17 protein-coding genes are annotated in these 18,637 nt (G+C 59.9%); 12 read left to right on the forward strand and 5 right to left on the reverse strand.

The window, feature by feature from the left end; translation table 11 throughout:
* Positions 1–94 precede the first annotated feature (94 nt).
* From LIX91_RS00885 to pdxJ, 8 genes are all read left to right on the forward strand, one after another.
* Entirely contained in the window at positions 95–1,525 is a 1,431-nt protein-coding gene (locus LIX91_RS00885) for a DegQ family serine endoprotease (RefSeq protein ID WP_226487942.1), read from the forward strand.
* Between the two features lie 171 nt (positions 1,526–1,696).
* A complete protein-coding gene (lepA, locus tag LIX91_RS00890; protein ID WP_003413009.1) occupies positions 1,697–3,493 on the forward strand; it encodes a translation elongation factor 4 in 1,797 nt (598 codons plus the stop codon).
* Positions 3,494–3,502: 9 nt separating this feature from the next.
* Entirely contained in the window at positions 3,503–4,357 is an 855-nt protein-coding gene (gene lepB, locus LIX91_RS00895) for a signal peptidase I (RefSeq protein ID WP_003363711.1), read from the forward strand.
* Positions 4,358–4,471: 114 nt separating this feature from the next.
* A complete protein-coding gene (locus tag LIX91_RS00900) occupies positions 4,472–4,849 on the forward strand; it encodes a DUF4845 domain-containing protein (protein WP_003363709.1) in 378 nt (125 codons plus the stop codon).
* The gene (gene rnc / locus LIX91_RS00905) at positions 4,846–5,535 is read left to right on the forward strand and encodes a ribonuclease III (protein ID WP_002554906.1); all 690 of its coding nucleotides are present in this window, start codon (positions 4,846–4,848) and stop codon (positions 5,533–5,535) included. The genes LIX91_RS00900 and rnc overlap by 4 nt, the downstream gene beginning before the upstream one ends.
* Entirely contained in the window at positions 5,528–6,430 is a 903-nt protein-coding gene (gene era, locus LIX91_RS00910; RefSeq protein WP_003363707.1) for a GTPase Era, read from the forward strand. The genes rnc and era overlap by 8 nt, the downstream gene beginning before the upstream one ends.
* 60 nt (positions 6,431–6,490) lie before the next feature.
* The gene (gene recO, locus LIX91_RS00915) at positions 6,491–7,174 is read left to right on the forward strand and encodes a DNA repair protein RecO (RefSeq protein WP_003418579.1); all 684 of its coding nucleotides are present in this window, start codon (positions 6,491–6,493) and stop codon (positions 7,172–7,174) included.
* 59 nt (positions 7,175–7,233) lie between these two features.
* Entirely contained in the window at positions 7,234–7,974 is a 741-nt protein-coding gene (pdxJ, locus tag LIX91_RS00920; protein WP_226487835.1) for a pyridoxine 5'-phosphate synthase, read from the forward strand.
* Between the two features lie 8 nt (positions 7,975–7,982).
* Here pdxJ and cmoB read toward each other — a convergent pair whose 3' ends face one another.
* The 4 genes from cmoB to lon form a co-directional block, all read right to left on the reverse strand.
* Positions 7,983–8,942, reverse strand: a complete 960-nt coding sequence (cmoB, locus tag LIX91_RS00925; RefSeq protein WP_226487836.1) for a tRNA 5-methoxyuridine(34)/uridine 5-oxyacetic acid(34) synthase CmoB — start codon at positions 8,940–8,942, stop codon at positions 7,983–7,985.
* Positions 8,939–9,682 carry a carboxy-S-adenosyl-L-methionine synthase CmoA gene (gene cmoA / locus LIX91_RS00930; RefSeq protein ID WP_003413000.1) on the reverse strand — a complete coding sequence of 248 codons (744 nt, stop codon included), beginning with the start codon at positions 9,680–9,682 and terminating at the stop codon, positions 8,939–8,941. Before cmoA ends, cmoB begins: the two co-directional genes overlap by 4 nt.
* Positions 9,683–9,782: 100 nt before the next feature.
* The gene (locus LIX91_RS00935; protein ID WP_003405351.1) at positions 9,783–10,175 is read right to left on the reverse strand and encodes a protease inhibitor I42 family protein; all 393 of its coding nucleotides are present in this window, start codon (positions 10,173–10,175) and stop codon (positions 9,783–9,785) included.
* Between the two features lie 197 nt (positions 10,176–10,372).
* Positions 10,373–12,790 carry an endopeptidase La gene (gene lon, locus LIX91_RS00940; protein WP_003412995.1) on the reverse strand — a complete coding sequence of 806 codons (2,418 nt, stop codon included), beginning with the start codon at positions 12,788–12,790 and terminating at the stop codon, positions 10,373–10,375.
* 182 nt (positions 12,791–12,972) lie between these two features.
* On the opposite strand from lon, the gene LIX91_RS00945 reads away from it, so the two are divergent.
* From LIX91_RS00945 to LIX91_RS00960, 4 genes are read left to right on the forward strand one after another with little or no spacing between them, the layout of a single operon-like run.
* Positions 12,973–13,647 (forward strand): hypothetical protein, encoded by a 675-nt coding sequence (locus LIX91_RS00945; RefSeq protein ID WP_003412993.1) that lies wholly within the window; start codon positions 12,973–12,975, stop codon positions 13,645–13,647.
* Complete coding sequence (locus tag LIX91_RS00950; RefSeq protein ID WP_003412991.1) at positions 13,644–15,998, forward strand: EAL domain-containing protein; 2,355 nt, start codon at positions 13,644–13,646, stop codon at positions 15,996–15,998. The genes LIX91_RS00945 and LIX91_RS00950 overlap by 4 nt, the downstream gene beginning before the upstream one ends.
* Positions 15,999–16,001: 3 nt before the next feature.
* A complete protein-coding gene (locus tag LIX91_RS00955) occupies positions 16,002–16,877 on the forward strand; it encodes a DUF3034 family protein (protein WP_103696373.1) in 876 nt (291 codons plus the stop codon).
* Entirely contained in the window at positions 16,877–17,305 is a 429-nt protein-coding gene (locus LIX91_RS00960; RefSeq protein ID WP_003412983.1) for a group I truncated hemoglobin, read from the forward strand. The genes LIX91_RS00955 and LIX91_RS00960 overlap by 1 nt, the downstream gene beginning before the upstream one ends.
* Positions 17,306–17,502: 197 nt before the next feature.
* On the opposite strand, the gene LIX91_RS00965 is transcribed toward LIX91_RS00960, so the two are convergent.
* A complete protein-coding gene (locus tag LIX91_RS00965) occupies positions 17,503–18,495 on the reverse strand; it encodes a GntR family transcriptional regulator (RefSeq protein ID WP_003412982.1) in 993 nt (330 codons plus the stop codon).
* Between the last annotated feature and the right edge of the window lie 142 nt (positions 18,496–18,637).

Genomic DNA, 18,637 nt, shown 5'->3' on the forward strand with positions numbered 1-18,637 from the left:
GATAAGCATCGCTGCTTGAGGTCTTTGAGTCGGTTGCTTCGGACTGCTTAATTTTTTCCTCGTTACAAACGGGAGCCATATGTCGATACCACGCATGAAATCCTACTTTTCATTGATTGCCGCTGTGCTGATGCTCGGTCAGGTGGCTACGGCGCAGGCCGAAAACCTGCCGGACTTCACCGGGCTGGTCGAGCAGGCATCGCCCGCAGTGGTGAATATCAGTACGCGCCAGAAGTTGCCGGACCGTGCCGTCGCCAATCAGCAGATGCCTGATCTGGAAGGCCTGCCGCCGATGCTTCGCGAGTTTCTCGAGCGCAGCATGCCGCCGGGTTCGCGTCCGCCAGGCTCGGGTGCAGGCAAGGGCGATCGCCAGCGTGAGGCTCAGTCCCTCGGCTCGGGCTTCATCATCTCCCCTGATGGCTACGTGCTGACCAACAACCACGTAATCGATGGCGCTGACGAGATTCTCGTACGCCTGTCTGATCGCAGCGAGTTGAAGGCCAAACTGGTCGGTACCGATCCGCGTACCGACGTTGCCGTGCTGAAAATCGATGGCAAGGACCTGCCGACCGCCAAACTGGGCAATTCCAATACGCTCAAGGTCGGCGAATGGGTTCTGGCGATTGGCTCGCCGTTCGGTTTCGATCACTCCGTGACCAAGGGTATCGTCAGTGCCAAGGGGCGCAGCCTGCCTAACGACACCTATGTGCCGTTCATTCAGACCGACGTGGCCATCAACCCGGGTAACTCCGGTGGTCCGCTGTTCAACATGGCTGGCGAGGTCGTCGGGATCAACTCGCAGATCTTCACCCGCTCAGGTGGTTTCATGGGCCTGTCGTTCGCGATTCCGATCGACGTCGCCATGGATGTCGCCAACCAGCTCAAGGCTAATGGCAAAGTCAGCCGCGGCTGGCTGGGTGTGGTCATCCAGGAAGTGAACAAGGACCTCGCCGAGTCGTTTGGCCTGGACAAGCCTGCCGGTGCGCTGGTTGCGCAGGTGCTTGAAGATGGCCCGGCTGCCAAGGGCGGTGTGCAGGTGGGTGACGTGATTCTGAGCGCCAACGGCCAGCCAATCGTCATGTCGGCTGACCTGCCGCACCTGATCGGCAACCTCAAGGACGGCAGCAAGGCCGAACTTGAAGTGATTCGTGACGGCAAGCGTCAGAAGTTGACGGTTACCGTCGGCGCACTGCCTGATGAAGGTCAGGAGATGGGCGATGTTGGCGGTACGGGTGCCGAGCGCAGCAGTAATCGTCTGGGCGTATCGGTGATCGAGTTGACCGCCGAGCAGAAGAAGTCCCTGGACCTCAAAGGTGGCGTTGCCATCAAGGAAGTCACAGGTGGCCCGGCTTCGCTGATCGGTCTGCAGGCGGGTGATGTGATCACTCACTTGAACAATCAGGCGATCACGTCCAGCAAGCAGTTCACCGAGGTGGCGAAAAGCCTGCCCAAGGATCGCTCTGTCTCGATGCGCGTTTTGCGTCAGGGTCGTGCGACCTTCATCACCTTCAAGCTGTCCGAGTAACCGGTCGGTTTAAGCGGAAAGGGTGGCCATGGCCACCCTTTTTTGTGCCCGTTTGTTTACCGTGCGCCGATCCGGGTGCCTGTAAGCGTGACGCCTCTTGCTTAGTTCAGGTACAATTCCCGGCTATTTTTCGGCGGGCAATCTGCCTGCAACCTTTTTGAGTGTTGATCCGTGAGTGATTTGAGTCATATCCGCAATTTCTCCATCATCGCCCACATTGACCATGGCAAGTCGACGCTGGCCGACCGTTTCATTCAAATGTGCGGCGGCCTGACCGAGCGCGAAATGGAAGCGCAGGTGCTCGACTCCATGGATCTTGAGCGCGAGCGCGGGATCACCATCAAGGCCCACAGCGTTACCCTGTATTACAAGGCCAAAGACGGTATCACCTACCAGCTGAACTTCATCGACACCCCCGGGCACGTCGACTTCACCTACGAAGTCAGCCGTTCTCTGGCCGCGTGCGAAGGTGCGTTGCTGGTCGTCGATGCAGGGCAGGGCGTCGAGGCGCAATCGGTCGCCAACTGCTACACCGCCATCGAGCAGGGCCTTGAGGTCATGCCGGTACTGAACAAGATGGACTTGCCGCAGGCCGATCCGGACCGCGTCAAGGAAGAGATCGAGAAGATCATCGGCATCGACGCCACCGATGCCGTGGCGTGCAGCGCCAAGAGCGGCATGGGCGTTGACGAGGTCCTCGAGCGTCTGGTCGCGACCATCCCTGCACCGACCGGCAATATCGAAGATCCGCTGCAGGCGTTGATCATCGACTCCTGGTTCGATAACTACCTGGGCGTCGTGTCTCTGGTGCGTGTGCGCCACGGCCGCGTCAAGAAGGGCGACAAGATTCTCGTCAAGTCGACCGGCAAGCTGCATCTGGTCGACAGCGTGGGCGTGTTCAACCCCAAGCACTCGGCGACCGTCGATCTGAAAGCGGGCGAAGTAGGCTTCATCATCGCCGGCATCAAGGACATTCATGGTGCGCCGGTCGGTGACACCCTGACCCTGAGCACCACCCCCGACGTCGACGTGCTGCCCGGCTTCAAGCGTATTCAGCCACAAGTCTACGCAGGCCTGTTCCCGGTCAGCTCGGACGACTTCGAAGACTTCCGTGAAGCGCTGCAAAAGCTGACGCTTAACGACTCTTCACTGCAATACCTGCCCGAGAGCTCCGACGCGCTGGGCTTCGGCTTCCGCTGTGGCTTCCTCGGCATGCTGCACATGGAGATCATCCAGGAACGCCTGGAGCGTGAGTACAACCTCGACCTGATCACCACCGCGCCAACCGTAATCTTCGAACTGTTACTGAAGACGGGCGAAACGATTTACGTCGATAACCCTTCCAAGCTGCCTGACCTGTCGGCCATCGAAGACATGCGCGAGCCCATCGTTCGCGCAAATATTCTTGTGCCGCAGGAGCACCTGGGCAACGTCATTACGTTGTGTATCGAAAAACGTGGCGTACAGCACGACATGCTGTTCCTCGGCACGCAGGTTCAGGTGAGCTACGATTTGCCGATGAACGAAGTGGTTCTCGACTTCTTCGATCGTCTCAAGTCTGTCAGCCGCGGTTATGCTTCGCTGGATTATCATTTTGATCGTTACCAGTCGGCCAACCTTGTCAAACTCGACGTTCTGATCAACGCCGAGAAGGTCGACGCCCTGGCCCTGATCGTTCACCGCGACAACGCACACTACAAAGGGCGTGCGCTGACCGAGAAGATGAAAGAGCTGATCCCTCGACAGATGTTCGACGTGGCAATTCAGGCGGCTATCGGCGGTCAGATTGTGGCCCGGACAACCGTCAAGGCGCTTAGAAAGAACGTATTGGCCAAATGCTACGGCGGTGACGTCAGCCGCAAGCGTAAATTGCTGGAGAAGCAAAAGGCCGGTAAGAAACGCATGAAGCAGGTCGGCAACGTGGAAATTCCACAGGAAGCCTTCCTTGCAGTGCTCAGGTTGGAATAGTCAGGTCCTATGTCACTAAATTTCCCGCTGTTGTTGGTCATCGCTGTCTTCGTCTGTGGCGTGCTTGCACTGATTGATCTGGTCATCCTGGCGCCCCGTCGCCGGGCTGCCATTTCCAACTATCAGGGCAGCGTGGGCGAACCTGACATTGCTGTCGTGGAGCGCTTGAACAAAGAGCCTTTGCTGGTCGAGTACGGCAAATCGTTCTTCCCGGTGTTGTTCATCGTGCTGGTGCTTCGTTCGTTTCTGGTCGAGCCGTTCCAGATTCCTTCGGGCTCCATGAAGCCGACACTGGATGTGGGTGATTTCATTCTGGTCAACAAGTTCGCGTACGGCATTCGCCTGCCGGTACTGGACCAGAAGGTGATTCAGATCGGTGATCCGCAGCGTGGCGACGTGATGGTGTTCCGCTATCCGAGCGACCCGAGCGTCAATTACATCAAGCGTGTCGTCGGTCTGCCGGGTGATCGTATTCGCTACACCAGCGACAAGCGGCTGTTCATCAATGGCGAGCTGGTCGCCAAGAAGCTGATCGGCACCGAGCCCGGTACACTGGGCAGCGCGGAACTCTATGAAGAGCAGCTGGGCGAAGTCGAGCATCAGATCCGTCAGGAAATGAGCCGCTACCGCGCGCCGCCTGACAGTGAATGGACCGTGCCTGCCGCGCACTACTTCATGATGGGCGACAACCGTGACAACTCCAACGACAGTCGTTACTGGGATGATCCCAACATTCCCAAGGACGAGCTGGGCATGGTCCCGGACAAGAACATCGTAGGCAAGGCGTTTGCGGTGTGGATGAGCTGGCCCGAGCCGAAACTGAGCCACTTCCCCAACTTTGCGCGTGTAGGGCTGATCAAGTAATCGATGCGGCGCTGCCTGAGCAGCGCCGTATGTCATTTGGGCTGACTGGAAACGCCTCTGAAGCATGAGTCGACCCGGTCAGGAGGCGTTGCACTCTTGAGGTCGAAGTCGAACATGGCGTTCTCTACTTCTCAAAAAGGCTTTTCTTTCGTGGGCTGGCTGTTAGTGCTGGCGCTGGTCGCGTTTGCGACGAGCACGGCCTTCAAGCTGGTCCCGCACTACCTCGACTACATGACGATGAAGAAAATCATCGAAGCGGTCGACACCAACAAGACCCTGGACATCACCACGGTCGACGATTTTTACGGTTATGTCGGTAAGAACATGCAGGTCAACAGCATTCGGGATATAGATTTGAACAAGGCGTTGAAAGTGACGGTGGAGAACAATGCGTTCCAGGCTCATTTGAACTATGAGCAACGTGAACCGTGGTTCCAGAACATCGATCTGGTGTTGAAGTTCGACAAGCAATTCAGCGTGGGTAAACCGTGAGCGTATCCTTGAGCCGCCTTGAGCGTCAGCTCGGCTACACCTTCAAGGATCAGGAGCTGATGGTCCTGGCCCTGACCCATCGCAGTTTTGCCGGTCGCAACAATGAGCGTCTGGAGTTTCTCGGTGATGCGATTCTCAACTTCGTGGCTGGCGAGGCGCTGTTCGAGCGCTTCCCCCAGGCTCGCGAAGGCCAGTTGTCCCGCTTGCGGGCGCGGCTGGTGAAGGGCGAGACCCTGGCGCTGCTGGCCCGTGGTTTTGACCTGGGCGAGTACCTGCGCCTGGGCTCGGGCGAGTTGAAAAGCGGTGGTTTCCGTCGTGAGTCGATTCTCGCCGACGCGCTCGAGGCGCTGATCGGGGCGATCTACCTGGATGCAGGCATGGAGGCGGCGCGCGAGCGCGTCCTGGCCTGGCTGACAACCGAGTTTGACAGCCTGACGCTGGTGGACACCAACAAGGACCCCAAGACCCGACTGCAGGAATTTCTCCAGTCGAGGGCCTGCGAACTGCCGCGTTACGAGGTGGTGGATATCCAGGGCGAACCGCATTGCCGGACGTTTTTCGTCGAATGCGAGATCAACCTATTGAATGAAAAAAGCCGAGGACAGGGTGTCAGCCGCCGGATCGCCGAACAGGTAGCCGCCGCAGCAGCACTCATCGCCCTGGGCGTGGAGAACGGTCATGAATGATACAACCGCAACACGCTGTGGCTATGTTGCCATTGTCGGCCGTCCCAACGTAGGCAAGTCCACGCTGCTCAACCACATTCTCGGTCAGAAGCTCGCGATCACCTCGCGCAAGCCGCAGACCACGCGCCACAACATGCTGGGCATCAAGACCGAGGGCGCCGTGCAGGCGATCTATGTCGATACCCCCGGCATGCACAAGAATGGCGAGAAAGCGCTCAACCGTTACATGAACAAGACCGCTTCGGCGGCGCTGAAGGACGTCGACGTGGTCATCTTCGTCGTCGATCGCACCCGCTGGACAGACGAAGACCAGATGGTTCTGGAGCGCGTTCAGTATGTGCAGGGTCCGGTCATCTTGGCGATCAACAAGACCGATCGCATCGAGGACAAGAGCGACCTGATGCCGCATCTGGAGTGGCTGCAGGGCCAGCTGCCGAATGCGTCCATCGTGCCGATCTCCGCGCAGCATGGCCACAACCTCGAAGCGCTGGAAAGCCTGATTGCCTCGCACCTGCCCGAGAATGATCACTTCTTCCCCGAAGACCAGATCACCGATCGCAGCAGCCGCTTTCTGGCTGCCGAACTGGTTCGCGAGAAGATCATGCGCCAGTTGGGTGCCGAGCTTCCGTACCAGATCACCGTCGAGATCGAAGAGTTCAAGCAGCAGGGCCGCACCCTGCATATCCATGCGCTGATCCTCGTCGAGCGCGACGGACAGAAGAAGATCATCATTGGCGACAAGGGCGATCGCATCAAGCGCATCGGCAGTGACGCGCGTCGTGACATGGAGCTGCTGTTCGACTCCAAGGTGATGCTCAACCTGTGGGTCAAGGTCAAGGGTGGCTGGTCCGATGACGAGCGCGCACTGCGTTCCCTTGGTTACGGCGACCTCTAAGCTGTCCTTTCGCCCGACTTTGCTATGGTCGGGCGAACACTTCCCTTTCGAGCCAGCCTGATGAGCACGCCTACCGGCCAACCTGCTTATGTGCTCCACAGCCGTGCGTATCGCGAAAACAGCGCGCTGGTCGACTTCCTCACGCCTCAGGGGCGTCTGCGTGCCGTGCTGCGCAGTGCCAAGGGCAAGGCCGGTTCGCTGGCACGCCCGTTCGTGCCCCTCGAGGTCGAGTTTCGAGGGCGGGGCGAGCTGAAGAATGTCGGTCGCATGGAAAGCGCAGGCGTCGCTACCTGGATGACCGGCGAGGCGCTGTTCAGCGGCATGTACCTCAACGAATTGCTGATTCGCCTGTTGCCTGCCGAAGACCCTCATCCTGCCGTGTTCGAACATTACGCTGCCACGCTGCTGGCCCTTTCTCTGGGGCGTCCGCTGGAGCCGTTGCTGCGTTCGTTCGAATGGCGCTTGCTGGATGACCTGGGCTATGGCTTCGCGATGAACGCCGACATCAACGGCGAACCACTGGCCATTGATGGCATGTATCGTCTGCAGGTCGATGCCGGGCTCGAGCGTGTGTACCTGCTTCAGCCCGGTCTGTTTCAGGGCGCGGAATTGCTGGCCATGTCCGAAGCGGACTGGAGCGTCCCTGGCGCATTGTCCGCTGCCAAGCGCCTGATGCGTCAGGCGCTGGCGGTTCACTTGGGCGGTCGCCCTTTAGTCAGTCGTGAACTGTTTCGCAAGCCTTGATCAGGCTTTATTCTCTACAGCCTGCTTCGACCAGCTCGCCCATTTTTCTGGAGACCACCGTGACCCACAGCACTCGTATCCTTCTCGGCGTGAACATCGACCACGTAGCCACCTTGCGTCAGGCCCGTGGCACGCGTTACCCGGACCCGGTCAAGGCTGCCCTGGACGCCGAAGAGGCAGGCGCCGACGGCATCACCGTTCACCTGCGTGAAGACCGCCGCCACATTCAGGAGCGCGATGTCCTGCTGCTCAAGGACGTCTTGCAGACCCGCATGAATTTCGAGATGGGCGTGACCGAAGACATGCTCGCCTTCGCCGAACGCATTCGCCCGGCGCACATCTGCCTGGTGCCTGAGACACGGCAGGAGCTGACTACCGAAGGCGGTCTGGACGTGGCAGGGCAGGAAGCGCGGATCAAGACGGCGGTCGAGCGACTGGCGAAGATTGGCTGCGAGGTTTCACTGTTCATCGACGCCGACGAGCGTCAGATCGCCGCTTCAAAACGCATCGGCGCCCCCGCCATCGAACTGCATACCGGTCGCTATGCCGATGCTCAGACCCCGACTGAAGTCGCCGAAGAACTGCAGCGGGTCGCCGACGGCGTCGCGTTTGGTCTCGCCCAAGGGCTGATCGTCAACGCCGGTCACGGCCTGCATTATCACAACGTCGAAGCGGTCGCCGCGATCAAGGGCATCAACGAACTGAACATCGGCCACGCGCTGGTGGCTCATGCTCTGTTCGTCGGCTTCAAGGCGGCAGTGGCCGAGATGAAAGCGTTGATCGTGGCGGCAGCCAGATAACTCGTCCCTCAGGGCTTGCGCCCCACGATCACCGCACGCATGGGGGCAGGCAGGCCCTCGACTGTCTTGCTGTGGTCGGTGGGGTCCAGATAGTCGCTCAGGGACTGGAAGCGCATCCACTCGGTGCTGCGTTGTTCGTCGACCGTCGTGTGGCTGACATCGACGCAACGCACATCGGTGAAGCCGGCACGGCGCATCCACAACTCCAGAGCAGGTACTGAAGGCAGGAACCAGACGTTGCGCATCTGCGCATAACGATCTTCCGGGACCAGCACCTGATGGACATCGCCCGGCACTACCAGGGTTTCCATCACCAGCTCGCCGCCTTTTACCAGACAGTCTTTCAAGGCCAGCAGGTGGTCGATGGGCGATTTGCGGTGATACAGCACGCCCATCGAGAACACCGTGTCGAAACCTTCCAGATTGGCGGGCAAGTCTTCCAGCGCGAACGGCAGGTGCCAGGCGGGCAGGTCAGGCAGATAGCGCTGCATGGCCTGAAACTGACAGAAGAACAGCCAGTTGGGGTCGACCCCGATCACGCTGTCGGCCCCGGCGCCAAGCATGCGCCATTGGTAATAACCGTTGCCGCAGCCGACATCCAGAACGCGTTTGCCCTTGAGGTCCAGGTGTGGCGAAACCCGCGACCACTTCCAGTCCGAGCGCCATTCGGTGTCGATGTGCACGCCGAACACATTGAACGGCCCCTTGCGCCACGGTGACAGGCCCAGCAGTGCCTTGCGCAGGGCGGTGCGGGTCTCGCCGTTGCACTCGGCTTCCAGGGTAAAGCTGTCGATCAGATCGATTCGCTCGGGCTGCAGGTCGGGCAAGGCATCCAGCGCACTTTGCCAGCGCTGCAGGTCACCGTGACCCTTGGCCATCTTGGTGTCGAGCTGGGCCTGCAGGCCATTGGCCCAATCGGCCAGAGGGGTTCCCGCCAGACGACGGACGAGGGGAGCGAGATCAATCATGGCAGGGCAATCAACGAGGTGAAGTTAAGGCATTGAAACCACGGCACCACCTTGGAAAAACCTGCGGCAAGCAGGCGTTGGCGGTGTTCTTCGAGGCTGTCGGGTTTCATGACGTTTTCAATGGCGCTGCGCTTCTGGGCAATTTCCAGGTCGCTGTAGCCGTTGGCGCGTTTGAAGGCGATGTGCAGGTCCGTCAGCAGCGCATGTTCCTGCGGGTCGTCGAAGCGCAGTTTTTCCGAGAGGATCAGCGCGCCGCCGGGCACCAGTGCGTCACGAATGCGCCCGAGTAATGCCAGGCGCTGGTCGGGGGCGATGAATTGCAGGGTGAAGTTCAGCGCCACCACCGAGGCGGGTTTGAACGTCAGGGCGAGGATATCGCCTTCGAGGACCTGCACCGGCAACAACTCCTGAAACATGGAGTCCTGCGCGTTGAGGTATTCACGGCAACGCTCGACCATGGCACTGGAGTTGTCTATCGCGATGACCTCACAACCCTCGCCGCGTACATGACGGCGCAGGGCCTGGGTAACAGCGCCCAGAGAACTGCCAAGGTCATAGAGCACAGTGTTGGGTTGCGCAAATTGCGCGGCCAGCACACCGAGGTTTTCGACAATCGTCGGATAACCAGGCACCGAGCGTTTGATCATGTCCGGGAATACCCGCACCACGTCTTCGTTGAAGGCGAAGTCAGGCACCTGGGGTAGTGGCTGGGCGAAAATGCGGTCGGTTTCTTTGCTCACGGCGGTTCCGGCGAAGGCTTTGAAAGGCGGGCATTCTAGCCAAGTTGCCGCCGGGATGCATGGTGCAGTACGTGCTGTCGGACAAGCCGCGCGCAACGCCTCACTTCACGCTGATGGCGCACTCGAAGGTCTGCTCCGGGGCGACTTCGGGTGCCCAGGGTTGCTGATAGACCATCATCAGCCGGCCGGTCCCGGCATCGGTGGCCTTGAAGCGCCAGACCGATTGCCCACCGTTGCCGACCATTTCCTTGCTCTCGGCGTTGGCATACACCTCAGGCCCCAGGCTGCGCAGGATATTCTGGGCCGGGTTCTGGGTCAGCCAGCGAAAGCCGGTGGTCGGGTTGCTGGGCAGAGTCAGGATCAGCGTCTGCCCGGACGTAAGTGTCAGCGGGCAGTCGCTTTGCGTGTCGATGGACACAATGTTTTTCGGCGTCTGAGCGCACGCCGTCAGCAGCGCAAGGCTCAGCGGGGCAATGAAACGGGCAGGGGTCATGGCAAGTTCCGGTATCGCGATACGAGGCGCAAGGATAACTGATCGGAGTTTTGTGGGGGAGTACGACAGCTGTCACGCTCTGGATCGGACGCAGAGGGTCCAGAACTGCATTCCCACGCTGGAGCGTGCGGAACGAGAGGCGCCCGATAGAACACCTCTCGTGCCAATTCAGCGCAGGACCTGCGCAGTATCAAGCTCTAGAACAGCACCTTCACCACGTCCGCGAAGCGTTTGGCGAAGTGCACGGTAATGCCTTCCTTGAGATAGTCCGGCAGTTCTTCGAAGTTGCCACGGTTAGGCTCCGGCAGGATCAGTTCGTGGATTTTCTGGCGCCGCGCGGCAATGACTTTTTCGCGGACGCCGCCGATAGGCAGCACGTGCCCGGTCAGGGTCAGTTCGCCGGTCATGGCGACGCCTTTTTTCGGCGGCTGGTTGCGGGCCAGGGACAGCAAGGCGCTGGCCATGGTCACGCCCGCACTCGGGCCGTCTTTCGGGGTGGCACCTTCGGGAACGTGTACGTGCACGAACGCCTCATCGAAGAACTTCGCATCACCACCAAACTTCGACAGATTGGCGCTGACGTAGCTGTAGGCAATTTCGGCCGACTCCTTCATCACATCGCCCAACTGGCCGGTCAGCTTGAAACCGCGGTTGAGCGTATGAATGCGCGTCGCCTCGATCGGCAGGGTGGCGCCGCCCATGCTGGTCCAGGCCAGACCGGTGATCACGCCAGTGCCGGACAGCACCTGTTCGCTGCGGAACACCGGCATGCCCAACGACGCTTCGAGGTCTTTCGGCCCGATCTTGATCACTGAATCAGGCGCATCCAGCAGTTTGACTACCGCCTTGCGCACCAGCTTGCCGAGCTGTTTTTCCAGATGCCGCACACCGGCTTCGCGAGCGTAGCCCTCGATGACGGCGCGCAGGGCGCTGTCACTGATGCTCAGCTTGTTTTTCGCAACGCCGGCTTTCGCCAACTGCTTGGGCCACAAGTGGCGTTTGGCAATCGCCAGTTTCTCTTCGGTGATATAGCCGGACAGGCGAATCACTTCCATCCGGTCAAGCAGCGGGCCGGGGATCGAGTCCAGCGTGTTGGCCGTGCACACGAACAGAACCTTGGAGAGGTCCAGACGCAAGTCCAGGTAGTGATCGAGAAACTCGACGTTCTGTTCCGGGTCCAGGGTTTCCAACAGCGCGGATGCCGGATCGCCCTGATAGCTCTGGCCCATCTTGTCGATTTCATCGAGCATGATGACCGGGTTCATGACTTCAACGTCTTTCAACGCCTGCACCAGCTTGCCCGGTTGCGCACCGATGTAGGTACGGCGGTGGCCCTTGATTTCGGCCTCGTCGCGCATGCCGCCTACGCTCAGGCGATAGAACGGCCGCCCCAGCGACTCGGCAATCGAGCGCCCGACGCTGGTCTTGCCCACCCCCGGCGGACCGACCAGCAGCACGATCGAGCCGCTGATTTCACCCTTGTAGGCACCGACGGCGAGGAATTCCAGAATCCGTGCCTTGATGTCGTCAAGCCCGGCATGGTGCTGATCGAGCACCTTGCGCGCGTGCTTGAGGTCCAGCTTGTCGGCACCGTAGATGCCCCATGGCAGCGAGCTGGTCCAATCCAGGTAATTGCGTGTCACGGCGTATTCGGGCGAGCCGGTTTCCAGCACCTTGAGCTTGCCGATTTCTTCGTCGAACTTCTTGCGCGCCTGTGGCGGCAGGGTCTTGCCTTCCAGACGCTGCTCGAACTGTTCGATGTCGGCGCTGCGATCGTCCTTGCTCAGGCCCAGCTCCTGCTGGATGACCTTGAGCTGTTCCTTTAGGAAGAACTGCCGCTGATGCTCGCCGATCTTGCGGTTCACCTCGGCAGAGATTTCTTTCTGCAGGCGTGCAACCTCGACTTCCTTGCGCAGCATCGGCAGGACCTTCTCCATGCGCCTGAGCATCGGCACACAATCGAGTACTTCCTGCAATTCGACGCCGGTGGCGGAGGTCAGGGCAGCGGCAAAGTCGGTGAGCGGCGAGGGGTCATTGGGGCTGAAACGGTTGAGATAATTCTTCAGCTCTTCGCTGTACAGCGGGTTGAGCGGCAGCAGTTCCTTGATCGCGTTGATCAGGGCCATGCCGTAGGCCTTCACTTCATCGGTCGGCTCATTGGGCTGCTGCGGGTATTCGACTTCTACCAGATACGGCGGGCGATGATGCTTGAGCCAGGTACGGATGCGCACCCGGCTCAGGCCCTGCGCGACGAACTGTAAACGACCATTTTCACGACTGGCGTGGTGAACCTTGACCAGAGTGCCATACTCGGGGAGTGCGTCAGTCTTGAAGTGGCGTGGATCTTCCTGCGGAGTGTCCATGAAGAACAGCGCCAGCGAATGATGCTCGGACTTGCTGACCAGCTCCAGCGTTTCGGCCCACGGCTCTTCATTGACGATGACAGGCAGGACCTGCGCCGGAAAGAACGGACGGTTGTGGATCGGAATGATGTAAACCTTGTCGGGCAGGTTCTGGCCGGGCAAGGCAAGCGAGGTGCTGTCGGAACTCAGAGACACATCGTGCTCGTCTGCGTCGTTGGGCAAATCTGGCGAGTCTGTCTGCTGGTCGTTCATGGGGCACCTGAGAAGTTGAACATGGCTCTTAGATGGGGCGGTGGCTCTCAGGTTTCAATAGTCTCGGTCGATAGTCTGTAAAGCGATTGGAAAACCGCTATTTATGAGTGGTGGGGCCTGTCAGGGTAGAAAAGAGCGGGCTTATTTCATTTACGGCGCTGCCGTTATGGGTTGAATCAGGTATGACCAACGTATTTATATCGGCATTGCTGGCCGGACTGTGCGTAGCCTCGGCTGCGAGCGCATCGGCTGCCACCTTTACCGCGCAGGTGATGGACAAGGAGGGCAAGCCCCTTGCGGATGCGGTGGTCACCCTCAAAGGGCCGCCCGATCCTTCACCCGTTGCGTTGAAGGCATCAATGGATCAGCGTGATCAGGAGTTTGCGCCACATGTACTGGCCATCCACACCGGCACTCAGGTCAAGTTTCCCAACAGCGACAACATCCGCCATCAGGTCTACTCCTTTTCTCCGGCCAAGCGCTTCGAATTGCGACTTTACGAGGGCACACCCTCGGATCCGTTGTTGTTCGACAAACCCGGCGTGGTGGTGCTGGGCTGCAACATCCATGACTGGATGGTCGGTTACATCTACGTCACCGACGATTCATGGTTCGGCGTGACCGACAGCAACGGCCAGCTCAAGCTCGATCAGATGCCCGCCGGGCACTACAACGCCACCCTCTGGCACCCGCAGATCGCGGACATGCAGCCGGTATCGGGCGGCGAGTTCGAGGTGCCTGCCGCCGGGCTCACCCAGCGTTTCAACCTGGCGGTCGAAATGCAAGCCGAGGACAAACCCGGCAAGCCCGCACCAGGCGGCTTCGGTGACGCCTTCCACAAGGCCACGCATGAATGAAATTTAAAGCCAGCTTTCAGGCGCGCATCGCCGGGGTTCTGATTGTCCTGTTGCTGATTGTCGTGAGTGCGGTCTACATCGCCGTCAAGGTTGCAACAGGCGAGGCGGTGCGCACTCAGGCTCAGGCGCAACTGGAGGTGGGCAGTCGTGTGTTCGAACGGCTGATCGACCTGCGCGGCAAGCGTTTGCGTGACACCGTGCAATTGGTGGCAGCCGATTTTGGCTTTCGCGATGCCGTGGCCAGTGCCGATTCCTCGACCATTCGCTCGGTGCTGCTCAACCACGGCAAGCGCATCAATGCCAGCGACATGTTCCTGCTGGGCATGGATGGCGTAGTGATTGCCAGCACCGTACCGAAAGTCCCCGAGGGTTCCAGGTTTGTCTATGACCAGGCCCTGCGCAACGCCAAACGTGCCGGTCAGTCAGTGCTCATTGTGCCCGGCGGCGGAGACCCTCATTTGCTGGTGGAGGCCACCGTTCTCGCGCCATTGCCGATCGGCCGCGTGGTCATGGGCTTTACCATCGACAGCGATATTGCCGAAGAACTGCGCTCGCTCAGCGGTCTGGAAGTGTCTTTTCTCACCGTAGAAGACGGCAAGAACGGTGAACTGATCAGTACTCAGCCAGAGGCCTTGCACGCGGGCCTGATCGAGCTGATGCGCAGCTCCTCGGAAGGCCAGATGTTGCTCACCGAGCAATCGAATCTTAACTTTCTCAGCCAGACCCTGATGCTCGCCAACACCAGCAATGGCGGCGACGGGCAGGTCATCGCGCTGTTGCAGAGCCCTCTGGACAAGGCCTATCAGGCATTCGCGCCATTGAATCAAAAGATCTTCTGGATTTCCATGGTTGCCCTGGTGGCTTCGCTGATCGGCACACTGGCGCTGGCGCGAAGCGTCTCGCTGCCGGTTCAGGCCCTGGCCACGGCGGCCAAACGCATTGGTGATGGCGACTATAAAACCCCGGTCACGCTGGTCCGCAGTGATGAACTGGGCATGCTCGCCGACGCGATCAACACCATGCAGCAAGGCATTGCGGTGCGCGAGGGGCAATTGGCCCACAACGCTTTGCACGACAACCTGACCGGGCTGCCGAACCGGGCGCTGGTGATGGAGCGTCTGGGCAGTTCGATTGCGGCAGATCGCGGGGTTGCTCTGTTGTCTCTGAGCATAGAGAACCTTGCCACGATCAGCGAAAGCGTGAGCGCCGATGGTGTGGACCAATTGTTACGGCAGGCGGGCCAGCGCCTGCAAGGCAATCTGCGCGCCGGCGACACCGTGGCGCGTCTGGGGGCCAACGAATTTCTGCTGTTGCTGGACAACACGTCCAGCGCTGGCGCGGTGGGCATGGCTGACGCTGTGCAGCGTCTGCTCAGTGAGCCGCAGCGTATCGACAATCATGAGTACGCGCTTGAATGCTGCATTGGTATCACGGTGTACCCGGAGCACGGTGATTCCGCCCAGGAATTGCTCAACCGTGCGGCCATTGCCCGCAAGGACGCCGCGTTCCTTCCCGGTCGCCTGCAGATCTATCAGGATGGACGTGACCTGGCCCACCAGCGACAGATCACGCTCATTCGTGATCTGCGCAAAGCCGCGCAGAATGGCGAATTGATGCTGCATTACCAGCCCAAGCTGGATATTCGTCAGGGCTATGTGCGTCAGGCCGAGGCGCTGCTGCGCTGGGCTCATCCGCAGTTCGGTAATGTCTCGCCCGCTGAATTCATCGTCCTCGCCGAGCGTACCGGAAGCATTTACCTGCTGACCAACTGGGTGATCGAAGAGGCGATGCGCCAGCTGGCCGAATGGCGTAAGCGCGGTCTGGTCCTGCAGGTGTCGGTAAACATTTCCGCTGATGACCTGCTGGGTGATGATCTGGTCGGCTATGTCGTGAAACTGCTCAAGCAATACGCCATACCTGCCGAACAACTGTTATTCGAGATCACCGAAAGCGCCGTCATGAGCGAACCGGAAAAGGCACTGATCGTCCTGCATCGCCTGCGCGATTGCGGCATCAGCCTGTCGATCGATGATTTCGGCACCGGTTACTCGTCACTGGCTCACTTGAAACGTCTGCCCGTACAAGAGCTGAAAATCGATCAGTCTTTCGTGCGTAATCTGGATGAAACCAGTGAAGACGCAGTGATCGTGCGGTCGACCATTGAAATGAGCCACAACCTCGGACTGAAGGTGGTGGCAGAGGGTGTCGAGTATCAACACAGCCTGGACCTGCTCCGGCGTTGGCACTGCGATACGGCCCAGGGTTACCTGATCAGTCGACCGCTGACCGCGTCGGCGTTCGAGGCATGGATTGCTACGTATCAGGCCTCACCCGGTCTTATGGTGAATTAATCCATGTTGCACAAAACATCGCTGCTGTTGGGGTCTTTGCTGGTGGGCATGGCGGGCGTTGCTCCGACGTCCGCCCTGGGCGACAACGGCCGGTTGATCGCCACGGGCGGCGCGACCAGCATTGAAGGCAGCGCCGGCGGCGGCATAACCCCGTGGGCGGTGATCACCGGCTACAGCGAGCAAGGCGAGTGGGGCGCTACCGCCTTCGCCACGCACGTGAATCTGCCGGACTACAACCTCGATGTGGCAGGCCTGGCGGTCGCCTATGGCAATCGCGTGGAGTTGTCCTACGCGCATCAGCGTTTCGATATCAGCAACCTGCAGCACAGGCTCAGCCTGCCGGACGATAACCTCAGTCAGGACGTGTTCGGCGTCAAGGTGCGGCTGTTCGGCGACCTGATCTACGAAAGCCTGCCGCAGGTTTCTCTGGGTGTGCAGTACAAGCATCAGAACGATTTCCTGATTCCCAGCCTGGTCGGCGCCCGGCGTGACTCCGATGTCGAAGGCTACCTGACGGCCAGTCGGTTGTTCATGGGTGCGGCGTTCGGCTACAACGTCGTGGTCAACGGCGGCGTGCGTTACAGCCGCGCGAACGAAACCGGACTGTTGGGGTTCGGCGGCGATCGGCGCGACAGCCGCAGCCTGCTCAAGGAGGGTTCGGTAGCCGTGCTGTTCAATCCGCGCTGGGCGCTGGGCGTCGAATATCGCGAGAAGCCGGACAACCTGTCGTTTGCAGACGAGAGTGACTGGGCCGATGTGTTTCTCGGCTATTTCCCCAACAAGCACGTGTCCGTGGTTCTGGCTTACGCCCGCTTGGGTGAAATCGCCACGCTGGATAACCAGAACGGCACCTATCTGTCTGTGCAGGGGAGTTTTTGATGAGGCGCTTGCTGATAGCCATGATGCTGACGCTACTGGCCGGTTGCGCGCAGCAGCAACAGCCACCCAAGGATGACAGCCTCTACCAGGGCCTGGGCCAGCGTGCAGGTATCCAGCGCATCGTCGAAGGCATGCTGATAAACGTGGCCAAGGATCAGCGGATCGTCGAGCACTTCAAGAAAGTCGACATCGTGCGTCTGCGCGACAAGCTGGTCGAACAACTCTGCGTCGAGTCCGGCGGCCCGTGCCGCTATACCGGCGACAGCATGGCCGAGGCGCACAAGGGCCAGAACCTGACGCCCAGCGATTTCAACGCGCTGGTCGAAGACCTCATCGCCTCGATGGACACCGAAAAGGTCCCGGTCCCCGTACAAAACCGCCTCATCGCCCGTCTGGCACCGATGCGCGGCGAAGTGATCGGCAAGTAAGTCGTAGCCTGGACCTTAAAAAATAGAACGCTCGTACAGGCGCGAACTTGTTCGCGAAGAGGGCGTTTGAGCAGCAGAAATGTTGTGAATGTACAGGCCCTTTCGCGGACAAGTCCGCTCCTACAGAAACCGGGTTTCACACCGAGTGCGAGTTGACTCTTTTATATAGCGTGGCAACGAGAGTGATCCAGCCCGCCTCAACTCAACCGAGTCAGATACCCCGGCACTTCCTGCTCCGGCAATACCGACAGGACTTTCAGGCGTTGCAGCATGCGCTGCCGGGCGCGTAGCAGGTGTTCCTTGAGGTTCAGGGCGGCGGCGTCGAAGGCGCCGTGCAGCAGCAATTCGATGATCAGCCGGTGTTCGGCCAGCATCGCTTCATCGGCGCCAATGCTCAGCAAGCGGTAGAAAATCCGGTTGATGATCATCGGGCTTTGCGCCTGGCTGATCAGCATGGCGATCTTGCGGTTTTGCAGGCCGCCCAGGCATTGCTGATGCAGATCATCTTCAAGGCGCTCGATTTCCTCAAGGCTGCACTGTTCGGCGTTTTGCGCCTCGATGACTCTAGTCAGCATCGCTTCGAGGGTTTCGCGGCTCAGCTGTGGCGCCGTCTGGCGCAAGGCTTCGGGCTCGAGGCAGGCGCGCAATTCGTAGTCTTCGGTGATTTCCCGGGCCGTCAGCGGCCCCGCGAGCCATTGCGAGTAAGGCTCTTTTTCCACCAGGCCGCGATCGCGCAGACGCATCAGCGCCTCACGAACCACTGCGCGGCTTACTCCGTAATGCTGCGCGGCGCTTTGTTCATCCAGCCGGTAGTGACCAAACGCGATACAGGCTGACAGTGCCGCACCGATCTCATCATGAATGCGTTCGCCGAGCGGGCGGGTATCGACCAGTTCTTCACTGCTGTCCAGCCCGAACTGCTTGTGGCTCAGGCTCAGGCGCAGCGGCTCGACTTCCTGCGCGTCAGGATTGACCAGATAACCCCGGCCGTCGAAGCGGCTGATCAAGCCTTCTTCGTGCAGCAGATTGAGCGCCTTGCGCACCGGCACCCGGCTGGTGCCGAACAGCTCTGCCAGCGGTGCTTCAAGCAGCACCAGTCCATTGGCGGCCGCGCCCGAGACGATGGCGTTACGCAACACCTCGCGAATCATGGCGTAGCGCGACGCGGTGCGCGGGTCCTCTTCTGACATCGGTTTCATACACTTCTGGCGGTTGACGGACGATTCTCGCACAGAAGCGCTGTTGTCACCTTGGCACACGTCCTTATGCTCGCTCATGGGGCCACCGTTACTTTTTTGCACTGAAATGTACCTTTTATAAAAGATACATTAT

It is taken from the genome of Pseudomonas sp. B20 (assembly GCF_020515755.1).
In the GTDB taxonomy this organism is placed as follows: Bacteria; Pseudomonadota; Gammaproteobacteria; order Pseudomonadales; family Pseudomonadaceae; genus Aquipseudomonas; species Aquipseudomonas syringae.